Consider the following 17276-nt stretch of genomic DNA (forward strand, 5'->3'; position numbering starts at 1 on the left):
CAACACAGAAGTTAAAAACATCTTAGAGCAGTTTATCAATGAGAATGCAGGTAACGTAATTTATAACGGATCTGAGTTCACGTATATCGATGGTAGTGGAAACACACAAATCATTGACCTTACAGAGTTAGTTAAACTTGCAGAAACAGTAACGACCTTAGTTAATAATGGCGACGGTACGTACACGTATACTTCAGAGAATGGAAGTACAACCGTTATTGATGTTCCAGCGGATGTGATCAACAATTTCCAAGAGATTGTAGACAACACAGAAGTTAAAAACATCTTAGAGCAGTTTATCAATGAGAATGCAGGTAACGTAATTTATAACGGATCTGAGTTCACGTATATCGATGGTAGTGGAAACACACAAATCATTGACCTTACAGAGTTAGTTAAACTTGCAGAAACAGTAACGACCTTAGTTAATAATGGCGACGGTACGTACACGTATACTTCAGAGAATGGAAGTACAACCGTTATTGATGTTCCAGCGGATGTGATCAACAATTTCCAAGAGATTGTAAATAATCCTGATGTTACTAACATCTTAGAGCAGGTTATCAAGCAGTATACAGGTAACATCAGTTTTGATGGTACGAACCTTACGTTTGTTGACGGTAGTGGAGTAACACAAACGATTAACATTGTTGAGTTAATCAAAAGCAATGAGACGGTTACTACGTTAGTGAATGATGGTTCTGGCGTTTACACCTATACGAATGAGAAAGGTGATACGCAGAAAATCAATGTTCCAGCGGATGTAATCAACAATTTCCAAGAGATTGTAAACAACCCTGGTGTAACGAACATCTTAGAGGAGATTATCAAACAGTATGCAGCTAATAACATCAGTTTTGATGGTACGAGTCTTACGTTTGTTGACGGTAGTAATGTATCACAAACCGTTAACCTAGTAGACTTCGTTAAACAGCATGAGACGATTACAACCATTGACTATGATGATAAAACAGGTGTGTATATGTACAATGCCGAGGGAGATCTTTCGTGGGCTATTAATGTAGGATCGGATGTAATTAAATTCTTCCAGGACGCAGTTAACAACCCATCTAACTCAGATTTCTTGAAGATATTTATTCGTGAAACTCCAGGTATGGTACAATATGATGGTGATAAGTTATGGTACGCTGATGCAAGTGGTGTATTACAGCCTGTTGAGCTTAAGGATGAAACTGGTGGTAACGTAAGTTACGACATTAATTCTCCTGATCAATTTTCCTATGTTGACGAAAGCGGTGCTATTAGTTTTTTGAATATTGATAAGATGGTTAAAAATCATGAAACGATAACCACCATTGACTATAATGAAGATAATGGTGTGTATATGTACAATGCTGAAGGAGATATTTCTTGGGCTATAAATGTAGGACCTGATATACGTAGATTTTTCCAAATGGCAGTTAATGATGACACATACGGAAATCCAGCCTTCTTAAACAATTATATTCAACATGCTCCGACTAACGTGAGTTATAATGGTGATAAGTTATTGTACGCTGATGGAAGCGGAACATTACAGGAAATTAAGGTTGGTACTATAAATTATTCGGCTGTGATTCAAGAAACAGGTAGAAAATGGAAAGATGGTAAACCAGTGAAAGAAGTAACATTTAGTTATGGTCTTACTGCGCCAAGTGCTGAGTTTATTTTACCAGCAGAAGTGGTAGCTAATATTCGAATTATTGGGGTTCGTGTGATTAACAATGCGACGAATTCGATATCTACTATTTTGACGGGTTACGATCAGGCAAGTAAGGCAATAACCGTAGGGTTAGCTGGTGCCGTTGTCGGTATGCATCCAATAGGAAGCTATGAGATCATCCTAGAATACGTAGAGAGATAATAAATAAAATGTTTAATTCAAGAGGCTGCTAAAATAATATTATGATTAAGAAAATAGCATTGTTTATATATGTCGTACTTCCACTATGTTTTGGGAGTACGGCTGTAGCCCAAAGCGGTTCAGGTAGTTCCTTTCTAGACAACGGTAATATGACCTTGTCTAAAGGAACGTCTGATGTTGTTTATTCAGAAAAACTTTATCTAGGGCCCAATACCAATTGGGTAATTGATGGCGACCTATACTTATATAGTAAGCAGGTATGGATTGCGCCGACGGCAAAAATCACGGGTACAGGTAGAATCATCCTTAAAGATCCTGGCGTAAACCCATATTATCAAGACTGGGCAAATCAGCCCACCTTGATTGATGGTAACAACGGTACTTTTATTGGTGTGACGCTTGTCATTGATAATGCTTCTAAAATTAAGTTGAGCAAAATTGCTGATCCTGGTTTTGGACTTCCGAGTGCAGACCTAGAGAAGGCCGATTTAAAGGTTGCTGCCAATATAGATTTTAACACCAAAGGTGGTGATATCTTGTTGGATGGCTACCATTTGTTTCTCGATGAGAATGCGCAATTACTGAATGCTGGAAACAGCAGCAATTTAGGACAATACATAAATGGCTTTGTGGTGACGGGAAATAATCCCGAGAGTATGCTTGTCAAAAGGATGAAGCGTGGAACGAAGTTTTTGTTCCCGATAGGGATTGATGAAAATAGCTATACACCAGCCTTGTTATCTCCGTATTCAAACGTGGATATGAAGGTGGGAGTCATAGACTATGCGAAGTCTCTATTAGAATTCCCAGATAAAGAAATTGGAATGGACCGTGTTTGGAAGATTGTTGGTAGTCAAGGGACAGATGCAGACTACACCTTAGTCCATCAGTCGATGACCAACGGTAGCGCCTATGTGGATAACGAAGCGGAGATTATGCAATATGCTGGTTCGGGCAACTGGATTGGTGACGTAACAAAGCTGGAATCTATGGGTGTGCACACACGTACCGATATTGTGGTAAGTGCAATACAAACGGCAGAAGCCATATGGGCAACCAAGCTTAATGTGGACGGCCCGAAGGCGATAGATGATAATTTTGAATTGACTTATGCTGATAGCTACCCGAATCGGGAGAATGTCTTCAACATTTTGTTGAATGATATTGCCGGCAAATCACCGCTGGACCCAGGCTCGGTAGAGATCACGAAGCAACCAACCAATGGATCGGTGATTGTTAATGTCGATGGTACGGTTACCTACACGCCCAATCCGGGTTTTGTAGGGACTGAAGTTTTCGAGTATAACGTTGCTGACCATAATGGGCGCACAAGTACAGCGACGGTTACTATCGTTGTTAAGGCACGTGATTTATTCATCCCGAACGTATTTACGCCAAACGGTGACGGTAAAAATGATTACTTCGAAATTATCGGTATTGAAAACTACGACCGTGTTGATTTGATAGTGGTGAATAGATGGGGTAATGAGGTTTATCGTATGCAAGGTTATAATAACAAATGGGAGGGTATAGGCCTAAATGAAGGCACGTACTTCTACATTATTGAAGCCCAAAAAGGTGGGACAAAACGAGTGTTTAAAGGAGATGTGTTGATTAAGCGTAATTAATGCTGCCTGATAATTTTAAAATCAGCAAAAATGAAAGTAAATAAGTATGGGTTATTTTTATTTGGTGTATTGTTGGCATGGACGAAGGTCCATGCTCAACAAAGCATCCAGATGACCCAATATATTTTTAATTCAGTAAGTGTTAACCCCGCTTATGTTGGCTATAAGGAAGATTGGTTTGTACAAACCGGACTTCGTAGCCAATGGACAGGTTGGGAGGGAGCACCAAAGACGGGTACTTTATCTATCGATGGAGTATTAGACCAAGAGTCTAAAAGACATGGTGTCGGTTTAACGCTGACGGGAGATAAGCTAGGTGCACAATCGGCAACGGCTATCTATGCGAACTATGCTTTACGCCTACAACTGGACGATGATGATACACAGCGCCTAAGTTTAGGTATTGCTGGTGGTGTTACACAGTATAGTTTGGATGGTAATAAATTGAATCCAAATGATATAGATGACGGGTTTATCCCTAAAGGTAAAATTTCAGATTGGGCACCAGATATTCGATTAGGTGTTTATTACTACAATCCAAGGTGGTATGCTGGGGTTTCGGTACAGGATTTATTTCACGGTACCAACTCGGGTTCTGATTTTCGATTCACCCAAAATACAACGAAGGTGTTGTATCGTTCCATTAGCGCCTATTTGATCGCTGGAGCTTTATTTGAGGTGGCCGAAGGCGTTCACTTACGTCCTAGTGTATTGATGAAAGAGGATTTTAAAGGTCCTACAGCATTGGATGTAAATGCCATGTTTATTTTTATGGACAAATTTTGGGTAGGAGCAGGCTATCGTACACGTGCGAAGTTGTTTAATCGTGATTACAGCGAGCAATCATCTGGAAAGTTAAGCGCAATGAATGCCATCACAGGTATCGTGCAGCTTTACGCCACCGAGCGTTTCCGCATCGGTTACTCCTATGACATTATGCTCAACAAAATGAGCGGACTTCAGAATGGTTCCCATGAGATTACACTCGGTTTAACATTTAACCGTAGTAAAGCCGGAAGATATCTAAGCCCAAGATTCTTCTAAGGGATTTCTACTAACTAATATTTATAAATATTATGCGTATAAAGAACAAGCTCTTGGCTGTAGGGCTACTATTTGTTTTCCTATGTACTACCACAGTCAGTGTAGCACAAGAACAGGTGAGTTTACGAACATCCGCCGATAAGTTGTACTATCAAGGGGAGTATTTTTCCGCCGCCAAAATCTACTTGAAGATGGTCGACGTGAAAAAGCCCAAAACAAATGATATGGAAAAGCTCGCGGATTGTTACTATCAGATTCGCGAATATGAAAAGGCTGAAAATTGGTACGCCCGGGTGATACCAACTTCCACCTTTGAAGATAAAACACAGCTTAATTATATTGATGTTTTGCGTAAAGTGGGTAATTATACCGAGGCAAAACGACAGTTGATAGATTTTAAAGGCCGTGTAAGCCGTAGTAAAGAGGTGGATAATGCCTTAAAAGGTGTTGATTCGGCCGTGGTATGGATGAAGAGTCCTACGTTGCACAAGTTGATTAATCAAGAACTCGTTAATACGCGTTTTAGTCAATTTGGTGGTTTTCCTTTAAGCAACGCTATTCTCTATAGTGGAGAGCCTGATGGGGCTCAGAGTGGAATTACAGGCATGACAGGGAGACCCTTTTTACGTGCCTTTTCTGCTTCTTTAGAACCTGATGGCATAACACTACAGTACCCGAGTATACTGCCTGAAGCATTTAATGATGTCCCTTATCATATCGGTGCTATCGTTGCGAATAAAAGACAAGATGTACTTTACGCAACGCGTACTTATACAGGAGAAGAGATGGCAAAGGTTAAGGTCAAGCAGTTCCGTTTTGATCAACGCAATTTGGAGATTTTGATTTATACCAAAAAAGGAGATGAATGGGTTGAATCGGCTTTCCCATACAATAACTCCAAGGAATATTCTGTAGGTCATGCTGCCTTGAGTACGGATGAGAAAACACTTTATTTCGTGTCTAATATGCCTGGAGGACTAGGCGGAACGGATATTTGGTATTCTCCATTGCAGGAAGATGGCAGCTGGGGTACCCCTGTTAATGCAGGGCCTGTGGTAAACTCGGAAGGCAATGAGCTTTTCCCTTATGTATTTGGGGATAGGTTGTTTTATTCAAGCGATGGTTTTGTCGGTATGGGCGGATTAGATGTTTATAGTGCACAAGGTGAACGTCATACGTTTTCAAATCAAAAGAACTTAGGTTTTCCTATTAACTCTGCTTTTGACGACTTCGCTTACATCCTTATTGGGGAGAGTATGAAGAACCAATACGGCTATGTGTCTTCCGACCGCGTAGGGGGAATGGGCCTTGATGATATTTATGCCTTTACGTATGATAAACCGCGTGGTAGAATTAAAGTAGAAGGAAAAACGATAAATGCAAAAACGACGGAAGATCTTCCTGCTGTCCAACTTGCTTTAACCGACGGAAGAGGGCTCGCTATCATGTCTACATTAAGTGACACTATTGGCGCATTCTCTTTTTATCTGGAAGAAGATGAAGTATACAACTTAACAGGAGCATTGAAGGATTTCCATGGTGATGCTACACGTATTGCTACGGAATTTTCACCGCGTGATACCACTTTATCTGTTGTTTTACGCCTAGAGCCCATCACACACAAAGGAGATGTATTTATCTTAAAAGATATTAATTATGACTTTGATAAGTACTTTATCCGTGAGGATGCAAAAGTTATTTTAGGACAATTGGTGAAAACATTACGTGACAATCCGAAGATGCGTATCGAATTGTCTAGTCATACGGATATCCGTGGAACGGCTAAGTATAATTTGACACTTTCGCAGAAGCGAGCACAAGCTGCTGTTGATTTTATTGTCGAGAGTGGGATTGCTAGAGATCGTTTAGTAGCTAAAGGTTACGGATCTACTAAGCTGTTAAATCACTGTGCTAAAGGTGTGAAATGTACGGATGCTGAACATGAACAAAACCGTAGGACGGAAGTTAAAATTATCGCCGATTAGAAATATAGAACAGTAATTTTAACACAGAGAAGGGTAAAGCTATACCGTAGTTTTTAGAGTATCGTATTGCTTTATCCTTTACTTACAGTATTAATAAGTTTGGTGGACAACACCTGAAAATAGAAGCCTAAGTAGGCTGTAGATAGGAGTTTATGAGGAGTCAATTTTTTTTAGATAGTCATACATAAGCTGGTTATTGTATTTTTTATAATTAACAAAAAATGAAGTGAATAAACTTATAAAAACTTTAGTAGCATTAGTTTTCTTAATGATAGTTAAGCAAGATTTAAATGCACAAACTTTATATGATTTTGGGGATGTACCGGCGTCATATGAGCAAAATACGAAAAATCAATATTTGCCGGCACGGCATCGGATCAATAACAGCTTAACATTAGGCGATTTAGTTGATGCCGAAGCTGCACCACAGAGTGTAATGCCAGGAGCAGACAATAATGGAGTCAATGGTGATGGATTAGATGAAGATGGGATAACGGGGCTGCCACCTCTACTTTTTTCGGGTTCGGAATATCGAGTTTCGGTATCTGTAACAAATAATTTTACGACGGCAACTACGGTACATGCTTGGATTGATATGAATGGTGATGGTCGTTTCTCGGCAGATGAATACACGTCTGTTCCGGTGCGCGCTAATTCGGGTAAGCAAACGGTTGAACTTGTATGGCCTGTGGTTATCAATGGGCCTGGTGGTAAACATTTGTATATGCGTATACGGGTTAGTCAGGGGCCTTTAACGGATTATATCTATAGCTACGATGTTGATGAACGCTCTATTGGTGATGGTTTATCAACAGGGTTAAATGCCGCTACTCCTTCATTTGGAGAAGTGGAAGATTATCAGATATCTGTTGATGAGCGAGCAGCGACGCTACAAGATTGTGGGCCTTCGGACAGTAGATTGGGCATGTCGCCCCCGATAAAAGCCCTTTTCCATGGTAGTATTTTAAGAACAGCCGATGGAGGCTTTCTTGTTTTTGGGTCTGGAGCAAACCCAAAAGGCGGAACCCAATTTACACCGCTTAAAGTAGAGAATGGAGTTAATGGATTTGTATTTGATGGGGTTCCATTAATTATGACAGGGCTTAGCCATAAATATTTTATGCTGACTTCAGCGGGTCTGTACTCATGGGGAGCTAGTGATTTCGGAACGCCGTTTATGAACCCCCGTGCCGATATACATCCGGAGCCTCTGCCTCCGGAAATTAGTCCTGCCTATGTTCAACATATAGATGCGGGCTTGTCAACAAAGTCTAATGCACTCGTAGTACTTACGAAAACAGGAGATGTATGGGTCTATTCAAGCGCTGAAAAATCGCATGTAAATGGAAATGGAAATTTGCCGGGTATGCAATGGCACAAAGTGATGCTAAATGCAACAACGCCATTGACAGGCATAGTAGACGTACGTACTTCAGGTAATGCTGTTATTGCAACGGATGGAAATAATTTTTATACATGGGGCGGTAATGTAATGACAGGGGATGGAACTGGAGGTGGAACAACAGCACCTACAATTGTAAATCGTCCTTATGCGACGAAGATGATTCCACCTGTAGGTATCTCCTTGCCTGTGAAACAGATGGAGATTAGTCAAAAAAATGATTTAGTTGCTTCCTATTATCTACGCGATGCTGCTGGTAAAGTGTTTGTGCTCGGAGGAAATGCGCGTGGACAGTTAGGCCTTGGTAATTTGAATGCGGTAACCAGATGGAGTGTGATTACACAGATGAATGAACAGCCGGATGGACCCAACTTAGATACCGATGTTACCAAACCTATTTCGAAAGTGAGATGGATTTCCGCAAGTAATAGTGACGGTGAGTACCCACAATTTAGTTTAATTACTGAAGAGGGTAGAAACTATACGGTGGCTTCTAATGATCATGGTTATCAAGGATCGATGGGTGGAGCACCAAAAGCAACGAATATTTATTTGCCGACAGCCATAACGACAAATGGTGGTAAACAGATGATGCCTGGAAAGGTGTTGTTTGTGGGAGCAGGTGGTCATATTTCAATTATTACTATAGAAGGTCAAGATAATTATGGTTATGTAGGCCATACTATCCTAGGTAGTGATGGTTGTGCCGGCTGTACAATGAGTCCTGCAGAATTTGATTTTCGAGGACCACCGTCTGTAGGGGAACTATGTGGGACTTCAGGATCCTGTTATATACCAGGTGCTACTAATGGTCAATCGCTACAAAGTTTTGTCGGCATTACAAGCCTTGGTAGAGCAGGAACAATTGATGCCGATAAGTGGCCAAAGGTACGAAGTGGAGCATGGTTGGTATTGGAGTCTAAGACCAAAGGGTTTGTACCCAATAGGGTAGCTTTCAATGCTTCTGGGCTACCAGTAGGTATACCTACGGGCAACTTCGTTGAAGGTATGCTTGTATATGACACGACAAATAACTGTTTGAAGATGTACACTTCCAAAGATAAAGGAGGAAGCTATGGTTGGTATAAAATCGAAAGCCAGGCTTGTCCAGATTAACAAATAAGAAGTTTAATTTTTAGGAAACGTATAATGAAGACTATAATTATAAAAAAAGCAATAACAGTATTGGCTGTCCTTGTCGCATGCTCTGCTCAGGCGCAAATAGCGATAAGCAAGAGCACCGTACCCAATGCATCGGTGTCTTTAGATTTTGCTGATAATCAGTTTAAAGGACTTGTGCTTCCTTATGTGGAGAATAAAGCAAATATTGTGACACCAGGCACGTTAATCTTTGATGTGCTTGATAAAAAGGTGAAGTACCTGAAAGGGTCGAGTTGGTTTGACCTTAGTGTGGCTAGTGATGGCGCTGTTGATTTGTCGCTTCAAACAAGTAAGGCAGAGGTGGCGGGGGCTAAGGTTAGTGTCGGTAAGCCTACTGGCGTAGATGGTGTTTTGGTGTTGGAAGAAAGTAATAAAGCAATGGTGCTTCCGCATGCAGCAAAACCACATTTAAATATTATTAACCCTAGTGCAGGCATGATGGTCTATGATACCGACAGCAAATTGTTGGCGGTATATAATGGTACCGTATGGACCTTCTGGGGTGCTAGTGATTAAGGATTTAGCAATTCCACTTTGAGTAGTATAATTTAGATGTTTTAATCTATTTAAAAAAGTGAAGCGTGGAATGGCTAGAGATTGTCTTGTAGCTAAAGGTTACAGGGCAGAAAGAAAATAAATTGCTGTTCTACGGTTTTGTTGATGTTCCTATACTGAACATCAACAAAATAGGGTGACAGAAGTTGAAATTATCGTGAATTAGAAATATAAATCGGTAATTTTTTTAAGAATAAAGCTATATCGTGGTTAGTATACTGCGGTATAGCTTTTTGCTATACCTATAATTTTGATGAATAGGTGTTATTATACCTATAAATATAAACCTATATAGTACCTAGATAGGGATTTTGTGAGACGGCTCTTCCTTTTTGATTCCAACCTGTAGTTTTCTTTTAGATAGTTAGCGATAATCTGGCTGTTGTATTTTTTAAATTAATAAAAATCGATGTGAATAGGCTTCTAAAAACGTTAGTGGCGCTCGTTCTCTTACTGATAGGTGAGCAGGACTTAAATGCGCAAAATTTATTGACAGAAAGTTTTAATTATACGAAAGGTAAAACTTTGGTAGAGTCAAGCTGGTCAGTAGTTAATGGGACTGAAACCGTAAATCCAATTATAATTGGTGAAAGTAATCCTTCGTCTACGGGAACTATGGTAAGTAGTGCCGGAAAGGTGGTACTTCTGCAGGGGAATGGGCAGGATGTATTTCGTTCGTTTAGCCCAACAAATCAGTCTATTTATGCTGCGCTAGTCGTGCGCGTGTCTGCCGCGAAGGCTGTGGGTGATTTTTTCTGTAGCTTAGGAACAGAAGCAGCACCCATGGGGGATGTAGGTGCAAAAATCTTTATCCGATCCAATGGGTCGGGATTTAGCTTCGGTGTGTTGCGCGGTACAGGAGGTACTCCAGTTTATGAAACAACGGTGAGGCCCTTTGGTACAGCTGTTAACCTTATTTTAAAGTATGAGGCCGTTGCAGGAACTACCAATGATCGGGTTAAGCTCTATGTAAATCCGGATGTAACAAGTGAGCCTATTACAGCATCGGCGATGTATGATGCTACTATTGGCAATGATGTTGCTGAATTGAGTGCTGTTGCTTTAGTACAAGAGGACGTGGATAATGCAGCAACATTAACGGTAGCTGATATCGTTGTAGGAACTAGCTGGCTTGGCGTTACTACGACAGTTTACGCTAATGATTATGGGGATCTACCTATAAGCTTTGAGAATGATAAAGATGGTAATTTCTTGCCCGCTGTTCATGCTTATTTTAAAGGTTTTAGCTTAGGTAAGCTTATTGATACGGAGGCAGAACCAGCATCCGTTACTGCACCAAATGAGAACAATATAGCTGGTGATAACGCTATCGGTTTAGCCGATGAAGATGCGCTTACGCAACTAAAAAGTGTTACCAGAGGTGTAGCTTATACTTTAACAGTACCTGTTTCCATACCTGCTGATTTAGTCGGGTTTAAGTATTTGTATGGTTGGTTGGATTTAAATGGCGATGGTAAATTCCAAGCGGAAGAAGTTGCAACTGCAATTGTATTAAACAATGTATCTGGTGAGTATTATGCACAACTTAGCTGGACTTTAGCTCAAGTGAATACGATTGCTGCAGGCACAGAAAAAATATACCTCAGGTTAAGATTGTCAGATCGTAATTTATATGATTTTACAGGAGCTAATGGTGGTGGATTAATTGATGAAAGAAGCGTCGGTAATGGCGCTACAAGTGGTACAAATGCGGCTAATGCGGCAATGATGGCCTTTGGCGAAGTCGAGGATTATCAGCTAGCTGTTGATATGTTTGATTTTGGTGATGCTCCATTATCTTATGAAGTTAATCCGGCAGGCAATTCTTACCCTGCTCGTCAATCAGTTAATCCTTTATTTATGATAGGTAATGCTGTAGGCGAAGAACGTATTGCCCATTCTGTCGGAGCAGGGGCAGATAATAACGGTGAAAATGGAGATGGACTGGAGGAAGATGGACTGATGAGTATTCCGACAGTTACTCGAGGGGCTCCTTTTAGCTTTAGTGTTCCTGTTCAAGCGGACAGAGCTGGCTACATTATGGCTTGGATAGATTTTAATAATAACGGGAGATTTGAAGTTGGTGAGTCCTCCTTTATTAGTAATAATGCTGGAGTTGGCAGTTATTTGAATGTTCCTACGGGTATTTCTAATGCTACCTTTTGGTTTAAGCCATCACAAACAAGATTAATCCCTTCAAATGTAAATCATCTTTATGTGCGTATCCGATTAACCAGAGTTACGGGGAATGATAACAACAATACTAATGATGTTGACGAACGATCTATTGGTGATGGGATGGTTTTTGGTAGGTATACTACCGCTTCTGATGGTGAAGTAGAAGACTACCGGTTTATAGTTGGTGAAGATTTGTATGATTTTGGTGATACACCAGTGAGCTATGAAATGGATAAAGATGGAACAGCAAATCCAGCGAATTTCAAACCGGCGAGGAATATACCTTCCGATCAATTGTATTTAGGTAAGACGTATACGGTAGAAACAGGGGCACATTCTGTTGCCCCTGGCGCTGATAATAACGGTGAAAATGGAGATGGTAATTCTGATGATGGACTTTCGCTTAACCAACTTTTTATAAAAGCAAGTGACGTCAATAGCTTTGATGTAAAAGTACATAATAGTACAGGAAATAATGTGGTGTTGTATTCCTGGATAGATTTTAACAATAATGGTCGATTTGAAGCCTCTGAAGCGGTGGTGTCTAATGTGGATGCAGGAGCAACTTCTGTTAAAGTTTCTTTCACTGCTGCTCAGATGGCTATGGTTCCACCAGGGACGAAGCATTTGTATATGCGTTTGCGTTTAATTCAGGCCGCTCCAGGTATTACTGTTGGAGATTTAACTTCAGGTGTTAAAGCTGATGTGGTTGATGAGCGCGCTATTGCTGATGGGGTGAGTAGCGGCCAATATGTTGGCGTTTCATTGGGAGAGGTTGAAGATTATCAATTGACGATTATTCGTGATTATGGTGATGTGCCTAATTCTTACGAAAATGGTAATCCTGCGTCTCATTCAAATGGTTTAATCCCGGAGCTTACTATAGGAAAGACTATTGATTACGAGCTTACAAATGCTGCTGTAGCACCGGGAGCAGATAACAATGGCGAAAATGGCGATGGTCTGGACGAGGATGGTATAGTCACTTCAATGACGATTACTAGTGGATCTCCGTTTACCATAAAAGTACCCGTTAACACATCGCTTTCTGGATTAAAGTATCTATACGCTTGGATAGATTTCAATGGCGATGGTATTTTTAATGGTAATGAGGCTGTATTCACGAGTGTGAATGTTACTGGTGGTAGGGCTGACTTCGTTTTGACTTGGCCAGCGACGGCTACAGTAGCTTCTGCGTCAGTGCTTGCTGCAGGCAAAACTTATGTACGTTTCAGGCTTTCGGAAACTGCTATACCCGCAAATGCGAATGGTGCCGACTTAACGAAAATTGATAGCCGTAGTTATGGGACAATGAATAGTTCGGGAGAGGTCGAAGATTATCAGTTTCTGGTAGTTGATCAACTATTTGATTATGGGGATGCACCCGACATGTATAATCGAAATAGGAGTAGTGAAAGTGTTGCACCTCGACAAACGATATCTTCTCTCTTACATATCGGAGAGACTATTGATGTGGAGGCAGAACCTCATACTGTAGCCATGGGAGCAGATAATAATGGGCTAAATGGAGATGGGGCCGATGAAGATGGCTTGCAAAAGTTAGTGCCAGTTTACAAAGGTGTTCAATATAACATACCTGTAAGTGTGTTGAATAATACCGGTGCTGACAAAACTTTATATGGTTGGATAGATTTTAATAACGATGGTCATTTCCAAGCAACTGAAGTTGCTACTGTAATCGTGCCGACCTCCACTAATCAACAAAAAGCCACGCTGGTCTGGGAAGCGGCAACAACAGGACTGATTCCAAACGCTATTACGCATTTATATATGAGACTGCGTATTTCCGAAGTGAATTTGATTGATTTTACCACGGGTGAGTTAGGCGCATTGTTGGATGAACGTGCTATAGGCGATGGTTTAAGCGCAGGTGTTTACGGTGTAGCGAGTGCGGGGGAGGTGGAAGATTATCGTTTAGAAGTGTCTAAATCCTACGATTATGGGGATGCACCGGACACTTATGATATGAATAAAGATGGTGCTCTAGTAGCTGCACGACAAGCTATTTCACAAGGCTTGTACATTGGTATGCGTTCGGCAGATGCTGAGCCTGCCAAACTAGCGTCTGCAGATGCTTTAGGTGATGATAACCATGGCGAAAATGATGAAGGAGGATTAGAAATTCCAGCTATTTATAAAGACGGTGGCACTAATTATACGCTAAATGTACCCGTTACCAATAACACGGCATCTGCTAAATATCTTTATGCTTGGATAGATTTTAACAATAACGGTAAGTTTGAAGCAGGAGAAATGCAGCGAATTCTTGTGGACGCAGGAACTTCAAATAGCAAAGTTCAACTTACTTGGCCATCTTCTCAAACGACTATTGTAGGCAATCCAAGTCAATTGTTTATGCGACTCCGTATATCCGATGGAAATATGGCCGATCTTATAACGGGAGCTAATGCTGCCTTACTTGACGAAAGAGCGATAGCCGACGGTTTGAGTTCGGGTGTCTATGGCGATAGGGCAGGTGCAGGTGAGATTGAAGATCATGCTATACCCGTGTTTTCAGAGCTGGATTATGGGGATGTGCCGGTATCCTATGAGCAAAATGCTACTAACCAGTTTTTGCCTGCACGTCATCTGCCAAATAGCAACTTAATATTAGGCGAATTAATTGATATGGAACCAGCCCCACATAGCGTAGCTGCAGGAGCAGACAATAACGGGGGCAACGGTGACGGATTAGACGAAGATGGTGTCAAAGGTATGCTACCTGTGGTTTTTCCAGGATCGGAGTATCGTGTTTCGACAACTGTTACCAATAATTTAACAATACCAGCTACTGTGCATGGCTGGATTGATATGGATGGTGATGGTCGTTTTTCTGTAAATGAGTATGCTTCTGTTGTTTTGCCCGCTAATTCAGGTAAGCAGACGATTAGTCTTTTCTGGCCCATGATGGGGGATGGCGGTGGTGGCACGCATATGTATATGCGTATACGGGTCAGCTCTGCTTCTTTTGGGGATAATGTATCGACTATAGGTATCGATGAACGTGCTATTGGTGATGGTTTATCATCTGGAGTCTATGGTACTTACCCTGTTGATGGCGAAGTTGAAGATTATCAGTTGACCATTGACCAAACGATTGCGCTGCCGCAAGATTGTGAGCAGACGGACGATCGGTTGGGGCGATTATCACCGATAAAAGCCCTGTATCATGGTAGCATTGTGAAAACGGCTAATGGAGACTTCCTTGTTTTTGGTGCTAATGCACATGGAGCAGGAATTACACAAAATACACCTATAAAGGTAGAGTCTGGATCTAATGGGTTTAGATTTGCTGGAACTCCACTGTTGGTGACGGGCTTTAGTCATCAATACTTTTTGTTGAGTACAGCAGGCTTATACACCTGGGGAGTAGCTCGTGGGCCATCTCTTTTTGGCCTTACAGGCCCAATGATACAGGCTGCTCTTCCAGAAGGAGTCGGTCCTGCGCAGATTCAAAGTATGGATGTAGGCTATTCTTCGTCTTCTGTAGCATTGATGTTACTTACAAAAACAGGAGAGGTATGGGTTTACTCAAATGTCGATAAAGGAAATGTAAATGGGAATGGAAACCAAGAAAAAATGAAATGGCATCAAGTGATGCTAAATGAAACAACCGTATTGACGGGAATGAAAGACGTGCGTACTTCAGGGAATGTTGGTATTGCAACGGATGGAAATAATTTCTATACATGGGGTGGCAATGTTATGCTGGGGAATGGAGAGGCGGCTGTTAATCGTGCTTATGCGACAAAAATGAATCCATCAAGCGGTATCTCCTTACCCCTAAAACAGGTAGAGATTAGTCAAGAAAATAGTAAGACTGCTTCTTACTACCTACGTGATGCTGCAGGGAAGGTATTTGTTTTAGGAGGAAATTCACGCGGACAGTTGGGCCTTGGTAATACGAATGCAGTAAATAGGTGGAGTGCGATAACACATATGAACGAACAGCCTGATGGTACCTCTTTACAGACAGATGTAACCAAACCTATTAAAAAAGTGAAATGGATTTCCGCAAGTAATAGTGATGATGCATTCCCACACTTTAGCTTGATCACGGAGGAAGATCGTAACTATACAGTGGCATCCAATTCATCGGGTAATTACGGTTCGATTGGTGGAGCGCCAAAAGCGACGAATATTTACCTGCCGACAGCCGTAACGATGAATGGCGGTAAAGAAAAAATGGTAGGTAAAATGTTGTATGTAGCAGCTGGTGGTCATATCACGATTCTTGTTATGGACAAAAATGACCGTTATGGTTATGTCGGTCATACCATAGAAGGCAGTGATGGTTGTGGAGGCTGTACAATGAGTCCTGAGGAATTTAATTTCAAAGGGCCACCTTCCACGGGGCCTGTATGTGGTAATACAGCCTATGACTTTGGTGATTTGGATGATCGCTATAATTTGGGCGATATGGCAAGTCATGAAATTAAATATAGCCAAGCTGATAATCCATTGAAGCTAGGTGAAAATGCCCCAGATAGTGATGATGGTCCACAGTTTGAGTTCACAGGAGCAGAGAATAATGCCGATGGTGATGACTTTGATGGTAAAGGAGGATTGATCGATGAGGATGCATTCGTTAGCGGAAAAATGCCAGCTAAGACTACGGGTAGCCCTTATACTTTGCATATCCCGTACACAAATAATACAGGAAAAGTAGCTTATCTATATGCTTTTATCGATTGGAATAATAATGGTGTCTTTGAACCCGGTGAAGCGATTGTAAAAGAGGCTAAGCCAGGAGCAAAGCAAACGGTAGAGATGACTTGGGCTGATATTGGTATATTACCCGATTGTAATGCAGAGACAGTACGTAGTTTTGTACGCTTGCGCTTAACAACGGATAGATTACTAGATGATCCCAACACCCCTGAAGATGATCGTAGCCATGTAAAAGCTAGCGATGGTGAGGTGGAAGACTATTATATCGATTGGATTTGCGAAAAAATAGAATACTGTTATATACCAGGCGCTACCGAGGGACAATCACTGCAAAGTTTTGTCGGTATTTCAAGCCTAGGTAGAGTAGGAACGATTGATGCCGATAAGTGGCCAATGGTCCGCACTGGAGCATGGCTAGTGTTGGAGTCTAAGACGAAAGGGTTTGTACCTAATAGGGTGCCTTTCAATGCTTCGGGACTACCTGTTGGTATACCCGCTGCCGACTTTGTTGAAGGTATGCTTGTATATGACGTGACGAATAACTGTTTGAAGATGTACACTTCCAAAGACAAAGGAGGAAGCTATGGCTGGTATAAAATCGAAAGACAGTATTGTCCAGATTAACAAATAAGAAGTTTAATAAAAAGGACGAGTTGGTTTGATCTTAGCGTGGCGAGTGATGGCGCTGTGGACTTGTCGCTTCAAACAAGTAAGACAGAGGTGGCAGGGGCCGAGGTTAGTGTCGCTCGCTGCTTGTGTAGCGTGAT

At 41.3% G+C, this 17276-nt stretch carries 7 protein-coding genes; all 7 read left to right on the forward strand.

Annotation, left to right across the window (positions count from 1 at the left end; all coding sequences use genetic code 11):
- Window positions 1–1864 (forward strand): hypothetical protein (locus WH223_RS08530; RefSeq protein ID WP_340047151.1); only part of this gene is annotated, 1864 nt, incomplete at its 5' end.
- A gap of 41 nt (window positions 1865–1905) precedes the next feature.
- Complete coding sequence (locus tag WH223_RS08535) at window positions 1906–3492, forward strand: T9SS type B sorting domain-containing protein (RefSeq protein ID WP_340047153.1); 1587 nt, start codon at window positions 1906–1908, stop codon at window positions 3490–3492.
- A gap of 30 nt (window positions 3493–3522) precedes the next feature.
- Window positions 3523–4536 carry a PorP/SprF family type IX secretion system membrane protein gene (locus WH223_RS08540; protein ID WP_340047154.1) on the forward strand — a complete coding sequence of 338 codons (1014 nt, stop codon included), beginning with the start codon at window positions 3523–3525 and terminating at the stop codon, window positions 4534–4536.
- A gap of 32 nt (window positions 4537–4568) precedes the next feature.
- Window positions 4569–6521: an OmpA family protein gene (locus WH223_RS08545; RefSeq protein ID WP_340047155.1), complete on the forward strand. Its 1953-nt coding sequence runs from the start codon at window positions 4569–4571 to the stop codon at window positions 6519–6521.
- Between the two features lie 226 nt (window positions 6522–6747).
- The gene (locus WH223_RS08550) at window positions 6748–9039 is read left to right on the forward strand and encodes a GEVED domain-containing protein (protein WP_340047156.1); all 2292 of its coding nucleotides are present in this window, start codon (window positions 6748–6750) and stop codon (window positions 9037–9039) included.
- Between the two features lie 33 nt (window positions 9040–9072).
- On the forward strand, window positions 9073–9600 hold the full coding sequence (locus WH223_RS08555; protein ID WP_340047157.1) for a hypothetical protein: 528 nt from the start codon (window positions 9073–9075) through the stop codon (window positions 9598–9600).
- Between the two features lie 450 nt (window positions 9601–10050).
- Window positions 10051–17133 (forward strand): GEVED domain-containing protein, encoded by a 7083-nt coding sequence (locus WH223_RS08560; RefSeq protein ID WP_340047158.1) that lies wholly within the window; start codon window positions 10051–10053, stop codon window positions 17131–17133.
- Window positions 17134–17276 lie beyond the last annotated feature (143 nt).

The sequence above is a fragment of the Sphingobacterium sp. MYb382 genome (genome assembly GCF_037572665.1).
GTDB lineage: Bacteria > Bacteroidota > Bacteroidia > Sphingobacteriales > Sphingobacteriaceae > Sphingobacterium.

Bases quoted from the DNA above. Each gene is read 5' to 3' on its own strand.
- WH223_RS08555 (WP_340047157.1), top strand. From the start codon at position 9,073: ATGAAGACTATAATTATAAAAAAAGCAATAACAGTATTGGCTGTCCTT.
- WH223_RS08540 (WP_340047154.1), top strand. From the start codon at position 3,523: ATGAAAGTAAATAAGTATGGGTTATTTTTATTTGGTGTATTGTTGGCA.
- WH223_RS08535 (WP_340047153.1), top strand. From the start codon at position 1,906: ATGATTAAGAAAATAGCATTGTTTATATATGTCGTACTTCCACTATGT.
- WH223_RS08545 (WP_340047155.1), top strand. From the start codon at position 4,569: ATGCGTATAAAGAACAAGCTCTTGGCTGTAGGGCTACTATTTGTTTTC.